Here is an 18,519-nt window from a genome sequence, read left to right as displayed (position 1 = left end):
CACCAACCGTCCCCCGGGGCCCCGCCCCCCGCGCGCCCGCCCTTGTATCCCCGCGTATGACCGGCCCCCGGGGGGGGGGGCGCCGGCCCCCCCCCCCCGGCCCCCCCCCCCCGCGCCCGGTCGCGTTCTGCCCGTTCAACCGTTCAACCGCTCAACCGCTCAACCGCTCAGCCGCCCAGCGGCCCCGGGAGCGCCGGGGCGTCCGGCGGCGGCGCGGGGAGCGGTCCCCGTGCGAGGCGCAGCAGTTCCTGCGGGGTCAGTGCGGCCAGGCGGTCGCGGCTGAGGCGCAGCACGTCGGCGGCCGTGGCCAGCAGGTCGGCGGTCGTCCCGGGGCGCTCGGGCAGGTCGTCGCCCCGGGCCCCGGCGTCGCCCGCGGCCAGGAACTCGCCGACCGCCGCGTGCAGCCGTCCGGTGCCTGCCTCCCGGACGGTGAACGACAGGTGCACCGACAGCCCCTGACGGCCCGTCGCCGTGTGCGCGGCGCCACGCGGCACGTACAGCACCTCACCCGGCCCGAGCACCGTGTGCAGCGCCACCGGCCCCGGCTCGGGAGCGAGCCCCGGACGCCAGCGCCCGTCCGTGGGCGCCTCGTGGACCGTCCACTCCTTCTGCCCGGCGAGCTGGACGACCAGCACGTCCGCGTCGTCGCGGTGCACGTCCAGGCCGCGCCGGCCGGCGCCCGTCGCGAAGCAGAACGCCTCGGTGCGGCGGCCCAGTTGGAGGGCGATGTCGGTGGCCAGCTCCCGTACCGGGGCGTGCCACTGGTCCAGCTGCGGCAGCAGCAGGGTGGCGCCCTCGGCCAGCAGGGCGGTGATCAGCCCGGCGTCGGCCCAGCCGTCCTCACGGCGCCCGGCCACCGTGCGGGCCGTGCAGAAGCGTTCGGGGGCGACGACCTCGCCGTCCCGCACCATCTCCACGTACGGCACCCGCAGCAGGCCGCCGTGCAGGACGGCGTCCAGCTCGCCCGGCCGGGGCAGCCCGGCGGGCCACCCGGCCGTGCGGAACACCTGTGGCCTGCGGGTTTCCAGTGTCCTGGCGAAGGCGTCGGTGTCGCCCACCAGGTGCGCCAGTACTCGCCCCATCGTTCGTCCCCTCTCGTCCGACGCCCAACGTCAGACGTCTCACTCGGCCTCACACGCGGCGGCTCACCGGCGGCCGACCGTCCCATGACAAACGGATGAACAAGGGGAACCGGTTGAACCACATCCTCCGCCTGGCCGGAAACCGGCCAGCTTGGCATGTCCGGACGGCCACTCGCCCGGTGCCCCGATCCCGCAGGTCGGCGGGGTCCCCGGCGGGCCGTTCCGTCGCGCACCGGGGTCCCGGACAGGACCGCCGCGGGCGGAATCCGGTGGCCAGTGGGATAGATCACACCCGGCCGGAGGCCGAGGGCCGGCCCCGCCGTGGACACCGGCACCGGCACCGGCCCCGGGCCCGGCCGCGGTGCCGAAGCCAGGGCCGCCCGGACACCGAGCCGGAGCCCGCACTCGCGGACCGAACCGTGCAACCCTCACGGCGGCGCGGCGGTGAGTAGGGCAGAACGATGATCCGGCCGGATCGTCGCGCCGACACGAAGAGGAACCGGATGACCGCGAGCGCAATGCCCATCCCGGTGGAGGACAGGCCCCGGCCTGTCCCGGCACCGGCTTCCGCGGGCGGCCCCGGCCCGCAGGAGCTCGACTTCGAGGGGTTCGCCGCCACGCGCTGGCGGCGGCTGGTGCGCACCGCCTACCTGCTCACCGGCGACCACCACGAGGCGGAGGACGTGGTGCAGGCGACCTTCGCGAAGGTCTTCAGGAACTGGCCCCGGATCAGCCGCCTGGACGAGCCGGACGCCTACGTCCACCGGGCCCTGGTGAACAACAACCTGAGCCGCCACCGGCGGCGCCGGGTCAGGCAGCTGCTCACGCCCGTCCTTCCCGACCGGGAGTCCACCGCGGGCGGCGGCCACCGCGACGTCGAGGAGCGCTCGGTGCTGCTCCAGGCACTGGCGGAGCTGCCGCGGCGCCAGCGGGCCGTGGTCGTCCTGCGCTACTGGGAGGACATGAGCGAGCGCCAGGTCGCCGACGTGCTCGGCTGCTCACCGGGCAACGTGAAGAGCCAGGCCAGCCGGGGCCTGGCGAAACTGCGCGGCCACCCGGCGCTGGCCTCGTACGCGGCGGACACCGGCTCGACGATCGACGGCACGAACGGAGGCAACAGGTGATGGACACCGAGGACATGGTGCGCGGCGCCCTGCGGGACGAGGCGGCCCGGGTCGAGGTGGCGGACTGGTCCGCCGGGCCGGTGCGGGACCACGTGCGCCGGCAGCGGCGGGGGCGCCGGGTGGCGATGGGCGCGTCGGCCGTGGTGGCCGCGCTCGCCGTGGTGGCCGGTACGGGGGCGGTGCTGTCCGCGCAGCGCGGGGACCAGGCCGTCGGCCCGGCCTCGCAGGCCCCGAAGGTGCCGGAGGGGCCGGCTCCCGAGGCCGTGGTGGTGGAGGCGGGCCGACAGCTGCCGCTGGGCCGCCAGGACTGGTGGATGCAGCTGAAGGACCAGGAGATCTGCATCCACGACCCTTCCGTGTACAAGAGCGGCCCCGGGTGCGCCGGGTACTCCTGGGCGGAGGGCGCGACCGAGATCACCATGCAGTACTACGGGAACCCCCCGCAGTACCAGGAGGCCCTGTACAACCTCGTCTACCACGGGCCCGGGCAGGTGGCCCGGATGAGCGTCGAGGTGGACGGCCAGGCCCGGTGGGTCACCGTCGCCTCGCTCCCGGGCAGCCCGGGCTACGCCACCGGCTACGCCTGGGGGCCGGGCCGCAACACCCCCGGCGACCCGAAGCCGCACCCGCTCGAAGGCATCAGGATCGCCGCGTACGACGCCCAGGGGACGGTCCTGGCGAGCAGGACGCTGCCGTCCTGAACCGGGCCGGCACCGCGGCCCGGTGCCGGGTCCCGCAGCCACCGGCGGGCGCGGGCGACCCGCCCTCGGTTAACCTCCCCCTTCGTGGACGATCACCCCGAACCCCCGACCCTGCGCGTCTTCGTCGCCCTGGCCCCGCCCGACGAGGCCAAGGACGAACTGGCCCGGGCCCTGCGCCCCGCCTACGCCAGGTACCCGCGGCTGCGGTGGAACCGGATCGAGGACTGGCACATCACCCTGGCCTTCCTCGGCGAGCAGCCGTCCACGGTGGTGCCGCCGCTGCGCTCGGCACTGGCCGGCCGCGCCGCGTCGTGGCCGGCCCCGCACCTGGGCCTGCGGGGCGGCGGCCACTTCGACCAGCGGCTGCTGTGGAGCGGGATCGACGGGGACCAGGAGCAGCTGCACCGGCTCGCCGCCGACGTCCGCGACCTGGTCAGGAGCTGCGGGATCGAGTTCAGGGAGCGGCCGCTGCACCCCCATCTGACGCTGGCGCGGTCCCGCCGTGACGACCACGTCAGCGTGCCGCTCGCCGCGGCCGGACTCACCGGGTTCACCGGCCGGCCGTGGCGGACCGAACGTCTCCACCTCGTGGGCAGCAACATCGGCCGCGGTCCCGGGCCGATCCACTACCGCGACATCGAGGCGTGGCGGCTCGGCGACGCAGTCCGGGCCCCGGGCGGCGCCGCCCTCCCCGAGCCGTAGCCGCGGGCGGGCACCGCGAGGGGCCGTGGTCCGCCGGGGCCGGTCAGGGGTGGCCGGCCCCGGCGGCCTGGGTCGGGTCAGCAGCCGTTGGTGATCTTCTTGACGCCGACGTACAGGGCGCCGCTGGTGGTGATGCTGACGGTCACCACCGACGTACCGGCGGAGTTCGACGACCAGAGCGCGGTGCCCGACTGGGTGTACAGCACGAAGTTGCCGTCCGTCTGGTACGTCGCGTGGTGGGCGGCGGAGCCGCTGGTGTTCGTCGCCCAGCACGCCCTGCGGCTGCCGCCGTCCCAGCGGTACTCGACGAGGTTGCCGTCCGACTGCAGGGTCAGCTGGAACCAGGTGTTGCCGCTGGTGTTGCTGACGACCGAGTCCCCGACGTTGAGGCTCTCCCCGCCCAGCAGCCCCACGGTGCTGTTCGCCGACGCGCTTCCCGCCACGCCGAGGACGGCCGCCGCGGCCGTGACGACGGCGACGGCCGCCTTGGCCGCCGTGCGCATGGTCCTGTTCATGATGACCCCCTCCTCCGATTCGCCCGTCGCGCGAATCGGCGGCGAGCGCGTCAAAGCTAGCCGTCAGGGCGGTTCGGAAGATGACCACCGGCGGTGATCCGCATCACAATTGCCGATCGGATGGTGTCCCTTCGGCGCATTTTTCCGTCATGTCGCGCGGAATTGACGTGTGCGCATTCCGGAGACCCGTGTTCGGGGCGGCGGACGGCACGGTCCGATGGGGTGCGACGTGCGCGGCGGCGGCCTGCGGCCTCGGCGTGGCGGGCTGTCCGTCCGAACCGGGGAACCCGGTCGAGCCTGCCGGGACTTTCCCTTTCGGGTGGCTGCCGGGGAATTCGGGGACCTCTTCCGGGAATTCCCCGCCGGATGGCCTCGCCGAATTCCCGGGCGCTCCTGCCGGACCGGGGTCTGCGGGTGGCGCGATCGCGTCGGGCGCCCCGGCCGTGAAAGCGGATTGTCAGGCCGTGGCCCGCATACCGGATTCGCGTTCGGCGGTGTCGACCAGGTCGATCACCTGGACCCGGTGGAGCGCCAGCGCGTCGTCGGCGATCCGCCCGACGTCCACGGGGCGCGTCCGCTGCCCGAGGGGGTGGGTGAAACCGGTGACCACCCAGCGCCCCCCGAGTGGTGACGTGTCGTCGAGCAGCCACGCCCAGCGGGCGCCGTGCGTGTTGATCAGGAACTCACCGGTGACCGCCATGAGCAGGGACCGGAACCGGTGCCGGTCGCCCTCGTCCATGGCCGTCGGGTCCCAGTCCTCGGCGATCCCCCGGTCGACCAGGCCGACCGCCCAGTCGGGGTTGGTGCTCAGCCACTGCGGGTCGCCGCCCAGACTGACCACGATCCGCTCGGCGAAGTCCCGGAGCTCGGCGGCCCATTCGTCCACGTCGGGGTTCGGGTGGTCCATCGGCGGTGCCTTCCTCGTACGGTCGTTCCGGCGCCGGAGATACCGGTCCCGCCGGGCCCCGGGTCCGGCGGTCCGCACCCGGGCTCGGGTGCGGACCGCCGGTGGCCGGGAGGTGGCGCGGGGTCAGGGCTGCGGCCAGGCGTCCGTGAAGTAGCCGGACAGGTCGGCGATGATGTCGGTGCTGCCGACGTGGTTGTAGACGTCGACCCTGCCGTCCGCGCCGACCGGCGTGGTGACGTGGTTGGGCACGGTCTGGCCCGCCAGCAGGTTGAGGTTGCTGGTGCCGGGGCGCGGGGCGCCGTGGGCGTGCACGGTGAGGTAGCTGTCCTCGGTGGTGTTGGTGGACGTCACGTTGAGGACGGCCGCCCGGGCACCGGCCGGGATGCCGGCGACGACGGTGGTGCTGTCCGGGCCCGGCTTGGTGAACGGGCCGGTCCGGGTGTCGGCCAGGCGCACGGGCACGGTCGGCGTGAACCTGGCCCTGCCGTTCGGGGAGTAGTACCCGAAGACGTCGAGGATCACGTGGGTGGAACCGTTGTGGTTGTACACGTTGACGGTGCCGTCCGGGCCGACCGGGACGATGACCTGGTTGGACTTGTCCTTGCCGGGCTCCGGGTTCAGGTTGGAGCTGACCGGCTTGGTCCCGCCGCCCGGGTACACCTTCAGGTGGGTGTCGACGGCGGTGTCGGTGCTGGTCAGGTTGAGCACCACGGAGGTGGCGTCCGCCGGGACGCCGCCGACGCCCGCGACCTTCACCGCGCGCGTCTCGCCCGACCCGAGCCGGCCGCTCTCGCGGGTGTCCACCAGCCGGCTCGGCGACAGCGGGGTGAACAGGTCGCCGCCGTTGGGGCGGTAGAAGCCGACGACGTCGACGATCACCTCGGCGCGGCCGGAGTTGAGCAGGGTGCTGATCCGCTTGGCGTCGCCGATCGGCACGGTGACCAGGTTGGACGAGGTGCGGCCGGCCGCCACGTTCACGTTCGAGGTGGTCGGGCGGGCCTGGCCGGTCGGCCAGACGGTGAGGTGGGTGTCCTCGGTGGCGTCGGTGACGGTCACGTTCAGGACGACCGTGGAGACGTTGCCCGGCACGCCGTCCGCCCCGGGCGCGGTGCCGGTCGGCAGCGTGAAGGGCACCTCCAGACCGCCCCTGAGGTCCAGGTTCGGGTCCTGGCGGGTGTCGGTGAGCCGGTACGGCTGCGTGCGCAGGAACCCGGTCGGGGCGTACGCGGCCCGGAAGGGGTACGCGGCGGTGCTGGTGCGGCCGGCGGTGTCGGAGACCGTCACCGTGACCGTGTAGTCGCCCGGCGAGGCGTACCCGTGGACGACCGCGTCCAGGGTGTCGCGGGTGACGGCGGGGGACCCGTCGCCGTAGTCCACCACGACCTTGGAGACCGGCCACGGCGAGGCGGTGCCCGACGGGTCGAGCCGCACGCCCAGCGGCGGGGCGTCGGCCGTGTCGAACCGGTCGGGGACGACCGGCTGAACGGTGGCCAGGGCGGTCAGCGGCCCGGGGGCCGTGCTCTGCACCTGCACGGCGTACCTGCCGGTGAACGGCCGGCCGCCGCCGGTGTCCACGGTGACGTTCGCGGAGAAGGTGCCCGCCTTGGCGTAGGTGTGCCTGACGACCGGGGAGTCCGACGCGACCACCGGGGTGCCGTCGCCGAAGTCGTAGCGGTAGGTCATCACGGAGGTCGGCCAGTGGACCGTCTCCGGGCCGGTGGTCGCCGTCAGCGTGATCTCGGTGCCGTACGGGGCCCGCTGGTGGTCGGCCGCCAACTGGGCCGTCGATATGGGCTCCTGGCGCTCGGTCGCCCCGCGGTCGTGGTACCCGAGACCGGTGCCGAGGTTCGGCCGGGACGGGTCGTCGGCCGGGTGCGCGGCCGGCACGAAGCCCGGCGCGCCCTCGTCGGCGGAGTCGACGACCTCGCTGTTGAACGCGTTGCCGCTCTGCCAGCGGGGTACCACGTGGTCGTGCCGGCCGGCCCGGCCATCCGTCGCGGCCGCGAGCGACTCGGGCGTCTCGTGCCGGGTGCCGGCCCAGACGTACGGCGTACCGCCGCCGGCGTTCGTCCAGTACGGCGCGACGGTGTTCGAGCCGGCCCGGGTGTCCTTCGCCGAGGGCGCGGAGACCGCGATCTCCGCGCCCGCCGGGTTCGGGCAGGCGTACGGCGCGGACTGCGAGAAGTGGTTGCGCACCACGTTGTTGAAGAGGTTCGAGCCCGAGGAGTCGCCGGCCAGCTCGATGCCGGCCGCGCAGCCGTCGGCCACCGTGTTGTTGGTGAGGGTCGTCCCGGGGGAGTCGGTGACCTTGATGCCGGAGGCCTCGGTGCGCACCACGGTGACCCGGCTGGAGCCGGTCACCGTGACCTCCCGCGCGTTCATCGACTCCACGACGACGTCGTGCACGCCGGACAGCCGCACGTCGCCGCCCACCGCGGTGCCGCCGGCGGCGGCGCCCCGGATGGTGAGGGGCCGGCCGGGCTCGCCCGACTTCGTGACCACGGTGCCGGAGCCGAACGAGGCCCGGGCCACCTCGACGGTCTGCCCCGGCAGCGCCGCCGCGGTGGCCGCGTTGACGGAGCAGAACGGCTGCGCGGCCGTCCCCGTCCCGGCGTCCGAGCACGCCGGGTCCCAGGCGTCGACCCGCAGCACCCCGGGCGCGTCGTCGGTGGAGCCGGTGGTGGCGGCGGAAGCCGTGGTGGCGGCGGCGGGAAGGCCGCCGAGCACGGTGACGAGGCCTGCGGCGAGCACGCCCTTGGCGCGGTTGGAGCGCACGATGTGGTTCTCCGATGGGGGGGACAGGACCTGACCCGGCGGGTACCGGCCAGGTCGGGTGGGTCAGCCCGCGTGGGTCGTGGGCAGGACGATTATGACGAGGGCCCCGACGGGGGCGACCACACACCCCCCCACCTGCGGTGACGCACGCGCCCCCCCCGGGGGGCGGGCCCTCCTTCGCCGGCCGGTTCGGCGCGGGTGGACCCGGGGCCGTTCCGGGGCCGTTCCGGGCGGCGCCGCCGGGCGCGCGGTCTTCCGGTCGGTCTTCCGGTCGGGGTGCCGATCGGCAGGGTGCGGGGCCTGGTACGAGCGCGATTCCCTGCCGATCGGCACATGTGCGTGAGGGGGTGCGGCGAGCAGGATCGGAGGCGTCAGGACGGCGGCCACCGGGGCCGCCGGAGGGAGGGAAAGTCACCGTGTTCCGCACTCGTACTCGTAACCGTGCCACTGTTCGTGCCACCCGCGTCGGCCGCGTCGGTCGCGTCGGCCGTGCCGTCAGGGCCTCCGTCGCCGGCGGGCTGGTCCTGGCGGCGCTCACGGGCGTCGCCCCGGCCTCCGCCTCCGCCACCGCCACCGCCACCGGCACTGTCACCGCGTCCGCGTCCGCCGACGCCGCCGTGTCCGGCCGGCGGGACGGACGACCCGCGCGTCCGGCGAGCGTCAGCGGCAGCGCCCGGATCTCGTACGCCTTCTCCCCGGACGACGAGATCCGGTTCACCGTCGACGCCCAGGCGGCTCCGTACACCCGCCCCTACCCGGGCACCGGCGCGGCCGGCGGACTGCCCACCGACGCCCGGGGCACGGTCCGTTACTCCCACCGGGTGGCCGCCACCGGGCAGGTCTACCAGGCGGTGGCCGAGGTCGACTGCCTGAGCACCGGAGGCCCGGTCGCCACGCTGACCGCCGTGGTCTCCACGTCGGACACCGGCAACGCCGGGGAGCGGATCGGCCTGAGCATCCACCAGGGCAGCGGCGGTGAGGGCGGTCGCCTCGGGTTCTCCTGGGGCGTGGCCAACCTGGACGTGGGGGCGGACGGGAGGCCCTACCAGCCGGTGGTGGGCACCTGCATGGCCCCGGCCCCGTTCGCTCCGGTCATACGCGGCGGCTTCACCGTCCACCACACCGAGTTGCAGCCCCCGCTGCCGGCCGGCCGGTAGCGGGGCCCGGTACTCGTGCCTCCGACGCGGTGCTGCCGGTGCCGTGCACCCCTCCTCCGGTTCCCGTGCGCCATCCCACCGTCCGCTACCCGAGCGCGAGCATCGCCCCGGCGACCTCGCCGGCCGCCGCGTCGGGGATCGCCGTGGCGGCCTCGTCGAGGACGAGCAGCCGTGCCCCGGGGATCTCGCGTGCGAGCGCCTCGCCGTTGCCGACCGGGAAGAACGGGTCGCGGCGGCCGTGGACGACGAGCGTGGGGACCGTGATCCCGGGCAGGCGCTCGCGCCAGCGGGGGGTGCAGTCGAGCCTGGAGAACACCAGGCCCAGTTGGTTGGCCAGCTGGAGCGGTGGCGCGGTGCCGGGGGTGCGGTCCCAGACGCGCGCGGCGGTCGTGCGCGCGGCGACGGGGTCGTCGCCGCGGATCTCCGCGCCGGCGGCGGCGAACTCCGCCACCGCCTCGCGGTCGGTCCAGTCGGGCACCGGACGGGCGAACAGCCGGCTCATCGTCGCCCGGTCGTGGTCGGGGAGGTCGTCGTCGGGCGGGCCGGGGGCGACCGGGCGGGTGCCGGCCAGGGTGAGCGCCGAGAACGCGCCCGGACGGTCGAGCACGGCCACCTGGGCGACCATCCCGCCGACGCCGATCCCCGCGAGGTGCGCGGGCCCCCCGCCGAGCGCGTCGGCCAGGGCCGCCGCGTCGGCGGCGAGGTCGCGCAGGGTGTAGGCGGGCGCCTCGGGATCCGCCGTCGCCGACTCCCCGCTGTCGCGCAGGTCGTAACGCACCGCGCGGCGCCCGCCGGCGGCCAGGCGCGCGCAGAGCGCGTCGGGCCAGGAGAGCATCGTCGGCCCGCCCGCGAGCAGGACCAGCGGTGCGCCGTGGTCACCGAACGACTCGACGCCCAGGGCGATCCCGTCGGCGTTGACGGTGCTCACCGGATCACCGGGAGCCGTCGTGCCCGAGACCGCGGTCGGGCGCGCCCATGTCGCCCGTCCCCGGCGTGCCGTCGGCGAGCCCGTAGCGCAGGTACACGGTGCCCTGCGGACCGGCCACCGGCGGTTCGAGCAGCGTGAGGTTGGTGGGCACCGCGCCGTCGTCGAACACCTTCTTCCCGACGCCGAGCATGATCGGGTGCACCCACAGGTCGATACGGTCGAAGAGCTTCTCCCGCAGGAGGGTCTGCACCAGGTTCAGGCTCCCGACGACCTTCACGTTCCGGTGCCGGTCACGGATCTCGCGCACCGCGACGGCCAGGTCCGGCCCGAGCCGCGTGGATCCGGCCCACGGCAGGTCGGGCGTGCCGCGGGAGACCACGTACTTCGGGACGCGGTTGAAGAGCTCGGCGATCTCGCCGTCCTTCTGGTGCGGCCAGTAGGAGGCGAAGAGGTCGTACGTCCGCCGGCCGAGCAGGAGGGCGTCGGTGCCCTCGTACGCGGCGAGGATCTGCGCCCCGGTGTCCTCGTTCATCAGGGGCGCCTGCCAGCCGCCGAACGGGAACCCCACCGGGTCCTCGTCGGGGCCGCCGGGCGCCTGCCCGACGAGGTCGAGGGTCGCGAACAGTTCGATGTGGATGAGGCCCATGTCTGCACTCCCGGTGAGTTTGGTCGTCCCCGTCGAGATGTAGACCGCCCGCGGCCCGAAAACTCAGCGCCGCGCCGGTGACGGGTTCCGGTACCCGCGTTGTGGCGGCACGTCCGAAGGCCGCGGAGGACGCCTGCGCGGCGGCCACCCATGCGGCGGCGGGCACGCCGCTGCCCCACCCGGGCCCGAGGAGGGCGGCCCTGACGAGGAAACAGGTCGATCACGGGGCAGGCGATGTGTCAGGATGCCCGGTCTCTTCGTTCGACCGGGGGTTCTCCTGATCATGCGCCGCTCCGCTGTTCTCGCCGTCGCCGCCGCGGTCTCCCTCGTCGGTCTGGTGGGCTGCACCGACGACGCGGCGCCGTCCGCGTCCGGCAGGTCCAGGCCGCACTGACCTGCCCGCACACCCTCGTCACCCTGACCGAGGCCGAAGGCGCGGGCGAGCACTGCCACATGGGCGCCATGTCCCGCTTCCACCAGACGGTCTTCGACTGGCTGGACACCACCCTGGCCCCGGCGGCCACGCCCGCCGGCTGACGGGTCAACCCGCCGCCCTCCTCCCGGCCGCGGGGAACCCCGCCGCGCCGCCTCGGGCCCGCTGCCGCCGCCCGGGACACTCGACGCGCTGACCCGGGCCACCCGCGGGGACGGCGACACCGGCCCGGCCGCGGGACTGTTCGCGACGGCGCTGACGGAGGCGTTCGGGGACCGCCTCGGCTGGCCCCGGGAGTGGCGGGCCCTGCCGCGCGAACTGCGCGGCCACCCTCGGCGGACGTCCGCGAGCGAGCCCTCGCGGCGGTCACCCGCCGGGAGTGACGAAGAGCGCGGGTGCCCCCGGCCGCACGGCCGGGGGCACCCGCGCTCAGGCACGGAACAGGCGCGGAACAGCGGGGCGCGCGGCAGCGGGGCCCGTGCGGCGTCGACTACCCGACCGCGCGCAGGGCGTTGACGATGCCGAAGCCGTAGAAGCCGTTGACGCGCTTGCCGCCCGCACAGACGGCGTCCCCGCTGCCGTTCGGACCGGCCGGGCACCCCGGGTTGTCCGCCTGGGCCTTGAGCAGCGCCAGCAACTGGGCCGGGGTCGCGTGCGGGTGGGCGGACTTCAGCAGCGCGGCCACGCCGGCGACGTGGGGCGTGGCCATGGACGTGCCCTGCTCGTAGCCGTACTGGTTGCCCGGCAGCGTCGACAGGACGCCGCCCGAGCCGGACGGCGTGTCCGAGGCCTGGTACTGGTCGCCGCCCGGCGCCGCGACGTCGATCACGCCCAGGCCGTAGTTGGAGTAGTACGCCCTGGTGTTCCTGGCGCTGGTCGCGCTGACCGTGACGACGCCCGGCAGCTGTGCGGGCAGCTGCCGGCACCGGTGCGGGTCGACCGTCCGGTCCACCCGGGTGGAGTCGTTGGGGCTGGAAGCGTCGGTGAAGGCCCCGGAGGCCAGGTCGTGGTTGGCGTTGCCGGCCCCGGCGACGTTGAGGGTGCCCTTGCGCTGGGCGTAGAGCTGGGCGCGGTCGACCGCGTCGACGATGGCCTTCTGGTCGGGGTCGTCCAGGCAGTTGTACTGCCACGGGTCCACGTAGTAGCTGTTGTTGGTGATCTGCACGCCGTGGTCGGCGGCGAAAACGAAGGCGCAGACGACGCTCTCGGCGTAGATCAGCTGGCGCGGGGTGGGCTGGGAGACCGTGATGCCGGAGACCCTCACCCCGGGTGCCACGCCCGCGACGCCGATGCCGTTGCGGGCCGCGGCTATCGTGCCCGCCACGTGGGTGCCGTGGAAGTAGTCCGGGCCCACCGGCCGCCAGGAGCCGTACGTGGTGTCGGCCTTGCCGCTGGCGCAGTTAGCGGACTGCGAGGGGGAGAAGTTCGCGGCGAGGTCCGGGTGGGTGTCGTCGACGCCGGTGTCGATCACGGCGACCGTGACCTCCCCGCTGCCGGGGTTGATCTTCGCGGCCTCGTCCGCGCCGATCGCCCGCAGGTCCCACTGCTCGGCTTCGAGGGGTTCGGTGCCGTCGCCGGACGCCTTCCCGATGCCCGCGGCCCCGGCCTCGGAGAGGTGCCGCACCGGGCCCTGGTCGGTCGTCCCCGCCGCGCTCAGCGGCGCGGTCCTGGTGGCGCCCGCCGACTGCACTCCGCGCACCGCGCGCAGCCGCCTGCCGAAGTCGGGGTTCGCCGAGTGGGCGACGATGACGCCGATGTCGGCGTAGCTGACGACGACGGTGCCGCCGGCCGCGGCGATGGCCCGCTGGACCTCCGCGATCGTGTGACGATCCGTCCTGGTGTTGACGACGTACGACAGGGAGTGCGCGTCCTCGGCCTGCGCGGCGGACCGGGCCCGGGGCGCTGCCGAGGCCGAGGCGGGGAGGAAGCCGAGCGAGGCGGTCAGTGACAGCACGACCGGTACGGTCAGGCCGAGCCGGAGTACGGAACGTCGTCGAGCCATGTGGTCTCCACATCATCCGGGTGCGGGACCCGCCAGGGGCCGGAGCGCCGGCTGTGCGCCGACCCGCCCGACCCCACGCGACCCCCTGGGAACGTTCCTCAGCCTTGCCCGCCGACGACTGCCGCGACTATCCGGAAAGTGACCCGCACCGGCGCACCGAAACGGCTTGCCGTCCGGCGGCCCGCCGTCCCCACTCCGCCGGGCGGCCGCACCCGGACAACGGAAGGAGGCCGGCCGGCCGTTCACCCGAACCGGCGGTCGACGGGAAATGGGACCGCGGCAGGACGTCAGCGCGTCGCCGTACGCCGCACGTCGGATCTTGAGCCCATCCCCGCGCCGTACGGGGCGCGGGTGCGGCGGAACGGAGACTGGAGGCATTCCGAGGCACTGATTCCGTACAGGGGTACTGACATGGTGGGACGAGACGGGCGAACGATCTCCGTGCTGACGGTGGGAGCGGTGACGGCCGCGCTGGCGGCGCTCACCCCCGCGACGGCGTTCGCGGCGCGCGATCCGCTCCAGCGGTACGCGCAGCAGGAACTCCGGTGGGAGCGCTGCGACGCGGGCCGCCCGGCGGCCTTCGAGTGCGCGAAGGTCAGGGTGCCGCTGGACTACCGCGACCCTACGGGCCGGACGATCGACATCGCGGTATCACGGGTCAAGGCGGGCAGCGCGAAGCAGCGGCACGGCGCGCTGCTGATCAACCCCGGGGGCCCGGGCGGCCCGGGGCTGACCATGCCCGTGGAGATGGAGCCGCTGCTGCCGGCCGAGGTGCGCGAGCGCTTCGACCTGATCGGGTTCGACCCGCGCGGCGTCGGGCAGAGCTCGCCGGTCGGCTGCGACCTGACGGACGACGAGCGGAGCTTCCAACACCCTTACTCGGCAGGGACGTTCGCCCAGGACGTGAACCGGGCCCGGACGGTGGCCGACAAGTGCTGGGCCAAGGCGGGGGACGTGCTCCCGCACATCACCACCCGCAACACGGCGCGCGACATGGACGTCGTCCGGGCGGCGCTGGGCGAGCGGCGGATCTCCTACTTCGGGCACTCGTACGGCACCTACCTCGGGGCCGTCTACACGCAGATGTTCCCCCAGCGCTCGGACCGGTTCGTGCTCGACAGCGCGGTCGATCCCGCGCTCGTGTGGCGGGGGATGCTCCGGGAAGGGGCGGCGGGGGCCGAACCCGCCTTCGCCCGGTGGACCGAGTGGGCCGCCGCGCGCCACGCCACGTACGGGCTGGGCGCCACCGCGGCGGAGGTCCGGACGACGTACTGGGACCTGGTCGCCCACGCCGACCGCACGCCCGTGCCGACCGAGGACGGCACGCTCGACGGCGACGCCATCCGCTCCGGGTACGCCGCGTTCGTCCACGTCGAGGCCGTCACCCCCTGGATCGTCGCGCTGAAGACCGCGGCCGAGGGCGGCCCGGCCGCGCCCGCCGTGCCGGAGGTCGTGCCGCCGGACAACACGGTGTCCGCCGTGTGGGCCGTCTGGTGCGGCGACACCCGCGACTGGCCGCGCGACCCCGAGCAGTACCGCCGGGACGCGATCCGCGACCGGGCCAGGTACCCGCTGGCCGGCGACCTGGGGGCCAACATCCTGCCGTGCGCCTTCTGGAAGTCGGCGCCCACCGAGCCGGCCACCGTGGTGAACAACGACGTCAACGCGCTGATCGTGCAGAACCGGTGGGACCCGCGGACGACGCTCGCCATGGGCCAGGGCATGCGGCGGGCACTGCACGGCGCCCGGATGGTCACGGTGGCCGGCGGCGAGGGCCACGGCGTGGTGGTGGCCGGCCCGTCCTGCGCGGACGGCAGCGTCACGCGCTACCTGACCACGGGCCGGCTGCCCGCGAAGGACCTGACCTGCGGCGGCTGACGCGCACGGCTCGTACGGCTCGTACGGCTCGCACGGCTCGTACGGCTCGCACGGCTCTCCGAGCCGAGGGGCGGGGCTCCTTCCTCAGGGCGTCGAGCGCGGCCCGTTCCGCCGCCGTGGCCTCGATGTCCGTATCGACCACCGCGGACGGCGGGTGTGGGGGATGATGGGCGGGGGCCTGGTGCGCGGGGGTGTGCTGGGGCGTGGGGTACGGGCAGGGGGCGTTGCGTGGAGATCATGGCCGGTACGGGGCTTGCGGGCGGGGCGTGGCCGGAGTTGATGCCGGGCCGGTGCCCGGTGCTGGTGGTGCCCGCCGCGGCGGGACGCCCGGTGGTGCCGGGGGAGGGGTGGGCCCGTGACGCGGGCGTCCTGGAGGAGGAACCGGCGCCGGGCTGGTCGGCCGTCGCGGCCCGGCCGGGTCTGACGGTGTGCCGGCCGGACGGCGGGGTCTGGTTCGACGGGGAGGTCGGGGCCGGGCGCGAGTGGTGGCGGGCGGTGCGCGCGTACGGGGTGCTGCTGGTGGTGACGGGCCCGTTCACCGGTGTCTTCGACTTCCGGTCCGTGGCCGCGGCCGGGCAGTTGGCGCTGCTGGCGGTCCGGGCGCGCTCCACCGCGGGCGACTGACCGCCTGGGCCCTCGGCCGACTCCGCCTCTGACCGCCTCCGCCCCTGGCCGCGCCGGCGCCGAGCCCGGGGCCCGGCCCCCTTGCGGCGGAACCCGGTGAACCCGCCCCGCCCTACGGGTACTTGACCAGTCGCGCCTCGGTGATCGTCGTCCCGTCCTCTTCCTCGTCGAGCCGGGTGGTGCCGTCCGGTACGAACCCGGCCCGTTCGTAGAAGCGGATGGCGGAGGTGTTGGGCGCGTAGGCGTACACGCACAGCGGCCGGCGGGCCCGCGCCTCGAGGTCGGCCACGGCATGGCCGAACAGGCGCGCGCCCAGACCCGTGCCGACGAGGCCCGGCTCGATGTACAGGCCGTAGACCTCCGCCGCGTCGCCGCCGAGGTCCGGGTCCCCGTCGGCGGGCCCGGTACGGCAGAAGCCGGCCACGGCACCGTCCGCTTCCGCGACCCACAGCCGGTGCCGGTCCGGGAGGTCGGCCAGGTATTCGGCCCAGTCCGCGGACTCCTCGACCGGGTCCAGCCCGTCGAGGTACGCGGCGCCCAGGAATCCCGCGTACGCCGCCCGCCACGACCTGACCTTCAGATCGCCGAGCGCCGACGCGTCCTCCACCACTGCGGAACGGATCATGCCGGGAGTGTAGGAGCGGATCCGTCCGTTGTCGCACGGTTTTCCGCCGAGCCCCGGCCCGGCTGCCGTCCCCGAGGGCCGCTCGGAAGCGGCGCGGCCCCGCCGGGGCGGCGGCGAGCCCGGGCGCTACCTCGGCGCCACCGGTGGGGGCGGGGTGCAGGAGGCCCGTTCCCGGAGCAGCTCGGCGCGCAGTTCGGGGTCGGGGCCCGGGTCGGCGGCGAGGGCACGGGTGAAGTCCTCGGCGGCGGCGGCCGGGTCGCCCAGCCGGCGATGGGCGAGCCCCCGGTTGAAGAGGGCGACGGGATCCGGGTCCAGGGCGATGGCACGGTCCAGGTCGGCGACGGCGCCGGGGACGTCGTCGCGTTCGAAGCGGACCGCCGCGCGGTTGGCCCAGGCGGTCGGCAGGTCGGGGGCGCCCTCGACGGCCCGGGTGAGCAGGGCCTCGGCCTCGGCGAGCCGGCCGCGTTCGGACTCGACCAGACCGAGTACGCAGAGCAGGTGAGGCTGGCCGGGGGACAGATCCAGGCCCGCGTGCGCGTCGCGCTCGGCGAGGTCGGGCTCACCGCCCTCCAGGTACAGGCCGGCCCGGTTGACCAGTGCGTCGAGGTGGTCGGGGGCGATCCGCAGGGCCCGGTCGAGGTCGGCCAGCGCCGCCTGCGGCCGGCCCAGGTCGGTGTGGGTCTCGGCGCGGTTGTAGTACGCCTCGGGCAGGTGCGGGCCGAGGCGGATCGCGGTGCCGTAGTCGGCGATCGCGGCGTCCGGCCGTCCGGTGGCCCGGTGGAGGGCGGCCCGGTCGACGTAGTACTCCGCGTTCTGCGGGTCCTGCGCGATCACCGTGTCGAGGTCGGCGAGCGCGCGGTCCGGATCGCCCAGCGCGAGGCGCAGCTGCGCCCGGTTGTGCAGCAGCCGGGCGCGGTCCTGGGGGCGTTCGCCGGGTGCCAGGGTCTCGCTGAGCGTCGCGATGCCGTCCTCGACCGTCCGCAGCGCCGCCGTGTGGTCGCCGGCACGGCTGTCCAGCAGGGCCAGGCCCTGGCGGTGGAAGACGGTGGTGACGGTGCGCTCGCGCGGGTCGTCGAGCTGCCCGGCGAGTGCGAGGGCGCGCTCCAGCCAGGTGCGGGCGGCGGCGAGGTCCCGGGCGGGCTCCGGCAGGTGGCGGGCGTGGAGCATCGCGGTGGAGTACGCCGCGGACAGCCGGATCCTCGGCTCGTCGGTGACCTGCCGGGCGTGGTCGTAGAGCGCGAGCGCCTCGGCCGGGCGGTCCAGGGCGGTCAGCGCGGTGGCCAGCATGGTGGTGAAGGCCCACCAGTTCCGGGTGTCCCCCGCCGGGTCGACCAGCGGCAGGCCGCGCCCGGCGAGCCGGACGGCGTGCTCGTAGAAGCCGCTGTGCAGGGCCAGAGCCAGCGCGGTGCGCAGCGCGTCGACGCCGTCGCCGGCGGGGCGGGTGCCGCGTTCGCGGTGGTAGGGGATCGCGCCCAGCTGCCAGGACCACTCGCCGGTCGCGGCCAGTTCGTCGGCGCGCTCGTCGTGCCAGGCGGGGCCGTGGACCTCGGCGGCGTCCTCGGCGGCCATATCGGTGGCCTCCCCGGCGGCCGGCCCGGGCGGGACGGCCGCGGCGAGGGGGTGGGCGTACTCGGCGACGGTCGCCGCGAGCGCGACGGGCAGCGAGGCACCGCCGACGTACAGCCTCAGCCGGGACGGGTCGAGGCGTCGCAGCAGGACGTCGACGAGTTCTACGGTGGTGGCGTCCGCCTCGTCCACCCGGTCGAACACGACGGCGGCCGGCGCCCGTCGCTCCGCCGCCCAGGCCGCGACGAACTCGCCTATCCCGTAGGCGAGATGGCGGGTGCGCCGGGCCGGGTGGAACCTGATCCGGACGTCCGCGGCGTCCAGGGCCGCGACCGCCTCGGCGGCCCACGGCATCGCGGGCCCCAAGTCCCTCACCGCGCAGAGGAGTTCGACCTGGTGCCGGGCCACCAGCGGGGAGTGCCCCTGGTCGAGGACGAGGCCGCGGACGAACTCGCCGACCCCGCCGTACGGTCCGCGCTGCCAGACCCGGCAGTCGAAGGAACCCAGGAGCCCTTCGGCTCCGGAGGCTGCCGCGTGCCGGTCCCGGGGCAGTGGCGCCTCCAGCCAGACGTGCCGCATGCTCGACTCCTCCTCCTCGTGCCGACGGGCCCGCCGCGGGCCGCCGTTCCGGGACTTCGGCTGCCCGGCGGCGCGCCGGGGCCCTCCGAGCCCCGGCGCGCCACCGGTGTCAGTGGTGCGCCGGGACTACCAGCACCACTCGAACCAGAGGCGGCGGGAATTGCCGGTCAGCGCGACGGTGCCGGACTTACGGGTCGTCATCTTCCGCATGTCTGTCTCCTTCGGTGTGGGGGGCGGTCGCCGGTGATCGTGGCGACCACCGCAATGGTGGGGAT

The 18,519-nt window shown here is 75.2% G+C and carries 15 protein-coding genes; 6 read left to right on the top strand and 9 right to left on the bottom strand.

What is annotated here, in order from left to right; translation table 11 throughout:
• Positions 1-167: 167 nt before the first annotated feature.
• Positions 168-1,082 carry a JmjC domain-containing protein gene (locus ACIQOW_RS37280; RefSeq protein ID WP_401092271.1) on the bottom strand — a complete coding sequence of 305 codons (915 nt, stop codon included), beginning with the start codon at positions 1,080-1,082 and terminating at the stop codon, positions 168-170.
• Between the two features lie 503 nt (positions 1,083-1,585).
• On the opposite strand from ACIQOW_RS37280, the gene ACIQOW_RS37275 reads away from it, so the two are divergent.
• The 3 genes from ACIQOW_RS37275 to thpR all read left to right on the top strand — a co-directional run bounded on the left by ACIQOW_RS37275 (position 1,586) and on the right by thpR (position 3,609).
• Positions 1,586-2,206, top strand: coding sequence for a SigE family RNA polymerase sigma factor (locus ACIQOW_RS37275; RefSeq protein WP_401092270.1), 621 nt, complete (start codon positions 1,586-1,588; stop codon positions 2,204-2,206).
• Positions 2,203-2,907 carry a hypothetical protein gene (locus ACIQOW_RS37270; protein ID WP_401092269.1) on the top strand — a complete coding sequence of 235 codons (705 nt, stop codon included), beginning with the start codon at positions 2,203-2,205 and terminating at the stop codon, positions 2,905-2,907. Before ACIQOW_RS37275 ends, ACIQOW_RS37270 begins: the two co-directional genes overlap by 4 nt.
• A gap of 84 nt (positions 2,908-2,991) precedes the next feature.
• Positions 2,992-3,609, top strand: coding sequence for an RNA 2',3'-cyclic phosphodiesterase (thpR, locus tag ACIQOW_RS37265; RefSeq protein ID WP_401092268.1), 618 nt, complete (start codon positions 2,992-2,994; stop codon positions 3,607-3,609).
• Positions 3,610-3,686: 77 nt separating this feature from the next.
• On the opposite strand, the gene ACIQOW_RS37260 is transcribed toward thpR, so the two are convergent.
• From ACIQOW_RS37260 to ACIQOW_RS37250, 3 genes are all read right to left on the bottom strand, one after another.
• A complete protein-coding gene (locus tag ACIQOW_RS37260) occupies positions 3,687-4,124 on the bottom strand; it encodes a hypothetical protein (RefSeq protein WP_401092267.1) in 438 nt (145 codons plus the stop codon).
• Positions 4,125-4,581: 457 nt separating this feature from the next.
• Entirely contained in the window at positions 4,582-5,031 is a 450-nt protein-coding gene (locus tag ACIQOW_RS37255; protein WP_401092266.1) for a hypothetical protein, read from the bottom strand.
• Positions 5,032-5,154: 123 nt separating this feature from the next.
• Entirely contained in the window at positions 5,155-7,806 is a 2,652-nt protein-coding gene (locus ACIQOW_RS37250; protein WP_401092265.1) for a PKD domain-containing protein, read from the bottom strand.
• A gap of 416 nt (positions 7,807-8,222) precedes the next feature.
• Here ACIQOW_RS37250 and ACIQOW_RS37245 point away from each other — a divergent pair, with 416 nt between their 5' ends.
• Entirely contained in the window at positions 8,223-8,963 is a 741-nt protein-coding gene (locus ACIQOW_RS37245) for a hypothetical protein (RefSeq protein WP_401092264.1), read from the top strand.
• A gap of 85 nt (positions 8,964-9,048) precedes the next feature.
• On the opposite strand, the gene ACIQOW_RS37240 is transcribed toward ACIQOW_RS37245, so the two are convergent.
• From ACIQOW_RS37240 to ACIQOW_RS37230, 3 genes are all read right to left on the bottom strand, one after another.
• Positions 9,049-9,891 (bottom strand): alpha/beta fold hydrolase, encoded by an 843-nt coding sequence (locus ACIQOW_RS37240; protein ID WP_401092263.1) that lies wholly within the window; start codon positions 9,889-9,891, stop codon positions 9,049-9,051.
• 4 nt (positions 9,892-9,895) lie between these two features.
• Positions 9,896-10,537: a dihydrofolate reductase family protein gene (locus tag ACIQOW_RS37235; RefSeq protein WP_401092262.1), complete on the bottom strand. Its 642-nt coding sequence runs from the start codon at positions 10,535-10,537 to the stop codon at positions 9,896-9,898.
• Positions 10,538-11,460: 923 nt separating this feature from the next.
• A complete protein-coding gene (locus ACIQOW_RS37230) occupies positions 11,461-12,972 on the bottom strand; it encodes a S8 family serine peptidase (RefSeq protein ID WP_401092261.1) in 1,512 nt (503 codons plus the stop codon).
• 411 nt (positions 12,973-13,383) lie between these two features.
• Here ACIQOW_RS37230 and ACIQOW_RS37225 point away from each other — a divergent pair, with 411 nt between their 5' ends.
• Both ACIQOW_RS37225 and ACIQOW_RS37220 read left to right on the top strand, forming a co-directional pair.
• Positions 13,384-14,850 (top strand): alpha/beta hydrolase, encoded by a 1,467-nt coding sequence (locus ACIQOW_RS37225; protein WP_401092260.1) that lies wholly within the window; start codon positions 13,384-13,386, stop codon positions 14,848-14,850.
• A 237-nt stretch (positions 14,851-15,087) separates the two neighbouring features.
• Positions 15,088-15,474 (top strand): hypothetical protein, encoded by a 387-nt coding sequence (locus ACIQOW_RS37220; protein ID WP_401092259.1) that lies wholly within the window; start codon positions 15,088-15,090, stop codon positions 15,472-15,474.
• 112 nt (positions 15,475-15,586) lie between these two features.
• Here ACIQOW_RS37220 and ACIQOW_RS37215 read toward each other — a convergent pair whose 3' ends face one another.
• Together ACIQOW_RS37215 and ACIQOW_RS37210 are read right to left on the bottom strand one after the other, a co-directional pair.
• Positions 15,587-16,099, bottom strand: coding sequence for a GNAT family N-acetyltransferase (locus ACIQOW_RS37215; RefSeq protein ID WP_401092258.1), 513 nt, complete (start codon positions 16,097-16,099; stop codon positions 15,587-15,589).
• A 126-nt stretch (positions 16,100-16,225) separates the two neighbouring features.
• Positions 16,226-18,244: a tetratricopeptide repeat protein gene (locus ACIQOW_RS37210; protein ID WP_401092257.1), complete on the bottom strand. Its 2,019-nt coding sequence runs from the start codon at positions 18,242-18,244 to the stop codon at positions 16,226-16,228.
• Between the last annotated feature and the right edge of the window lie 275 nt (positions 18,245-18,519).

It is taken from the genome of Kitasatospora sp. NPDC091335 (genome assembly GCF_044757205.1).
Classification (GTDB): domain Bacteria; phylum Actinomycetota; class Actinomycetes; order Streptomycetales; family Streptomycetaceae; genus Kitasatospora.
Note: the sequence above shows the minus strand (reverse complement) of the source record. Positions and strands in the feature narration are given on the sequence as shown.

Coding starts and splice junctions, on each gene's coding strand:
- ACIQOW_RS37260 (WP_401092267.1), bottom strand. CDS start 4,124: ATGAACAGGACCATGCGCACGGCGGCCAAGGCGGCCGTCGCCGTCGTC.
- ACIQOW_RS37225 (WP_401092260.1), top strand. CDS start 13,384: ATGGTGGGACGAGACGGGCGAACGATCTCCGTGCTGACGGTGGGAGCG.
- ACIQOW_RS37210 (WP_401092257.1), bottom strand. CDS start 18,244: ATGCGGCACGTCTGGCTGGAGGCGCCACTGCCCCGGGACCGGCACGCG.
- ACIQOW_RS37280 (WP_401092271.1), bottom strand. CDS start 1,082: ATGGGGCGAGTACTGGCGCACCTGGTGGGCGACACCGACGCCTTCGCC.
- ACIQOW_RS37255 (WP_401092266.1), bottom strand. CDS start 5,031: ATGGACCACCCGAACCCCGACGTGGACGAATGGGCCGCCGAGCTCCGG.
- ACIQOW_RS37215 (WP_401092258.1), bottom strand. CDS start 16,099: ATGATCCGTTCCGCAGTGGTGGAGGACGCGTCGGCGCTCGGCGATCTG.
- ACIQOW_RS37235 (WP_401092262.1), bottom strand. CDS start 10,537: ATGGGCCTCATCCACATCGAACTGTTCGCGACCCTCGACCTCGTCGGG.
- ACIQOW_RS37220 (WP_401092259.1), top strand. CDS start 15,088: ATGGCCGGTACGGGGCTTGCGGGCGGGGCGTGGCCGGAGTTGATGCCG.
- ACIQOW_RS37230 (WP_401092261.1), bottom strand. CDS start 12,972: ATGGCTCGACGACGTTCCGTACTCCGGCTCGGCCTGACCGTACCGGTC.
- ACIQOW_RS37275 (WP_401092270.1), top strand. CDS start 1,586: ATGACCGCGAGCGCAATGCCCATCCCGGTGGAGGACAGGCCCCGGCCT.